The organism is Pseudoflavonifractor sp. An176 (genome assembly GCF_002160435.1).
Taxonomy (GTDB): Bacteria; Bacillota; Clostridia; order Oscillospirales; family Oscillospiraceae; genus Enterenecus; species Enterenecus faecium.
The window spans coordinates 1-679 of record NZ_NFKO01000070.1 but is presented as its reverse complement, the minus strand read 5'-3'; the positions used below and the strand labels follow the sequence as shown (position 1 = coordinate 679).

The window sequence follows — 679 nt, the reverse complement described above, 5'->3', positions numbered from 1 at the left end:
AGGGGGGCGCGGCCGAAGGTGGGTTCGATAATTGGGGTGAAGTCGTAACAAGGTAGCCGTATCGGAAGGTGCGGCTGGATCACCTCCTTTCTAAGGAGACTTCAACGAGACAAGTTCTTGTTGTAACGTCCTGGTCAGACTTCTGGTGCGTTTCTCGTTGTTTAATTTAGAGGGTGCAACCCGCATCCCCCGTCCAACCAATTCAAAAGCCCAGCGAAGCGGGTTTTGAATTGAGAGGAGGGATAACGGAACGGTTGAGCTTTCGCCGCAAGGTGGAAGCGAGAGAGTGGAGTTTATCCCGACGAGGGCCAATAGCTCAGCTGGCTAGAGCACACGACTGATAATCGTGAGGTCGATGGTTCGAGTCCATTTTGGCCCACCAGTGTCCATTGAGAATGGATATCAACATTCAAGAGATTGAATGTTGATATCTGGTTTCAAATGGAAGCGTCTGAGCCGCAGTGAGCAGCGAGGATGGAGCGGAGCGAGGGCGAGAAACTGCGAATTGAAAGATTCTGTTTCGAACCCGAGGCGAAGGGAAGCCGAGCGTTGCGAACAGGCGAAGCGTGACAATCGAGACCAGAATTCCGCACCTTGAAAACTGAACAATGTGATAATTCCAGATGGAAGAGCAAGCAACAGAGTAGATTTTTAATCAGAATGGCAAAAGTCATTTCTG

At 50.4% G+C, this 679-nt stretch carries 1 protein-coding gene, 1 tRNA gene and 1 rRNA gene; 2 read left to right on the top strand and 1 reads right to left on the bottom strand.

Going from position 1 to position 679, the window contains the following annotated elements; all coding sequences use genetic code 11:
* Positions 1-90 (top strand): 16S ribosomal RNA (locus tag B5F12_RS11610); the annotation flags it as partial.
* 215 nt (positions 91-305) lie between these two features.
* Positions 306-382, top strand: a tRNA-Ile gene (locus B5F12_RS11605).
* A 55-nt stretch (positions 383-437) separates the two neighbouring features.
* Here the strand turns inward: B5F12_RS11605 and B5F12_RS12080 are convergent.
* Positions 438-679 (bottom strand): hypothetical protein (locus B5F12_RS12080; protein WP_204221605.1); only part of this gene is annotated, 242 nt, incomplete at its 5' end.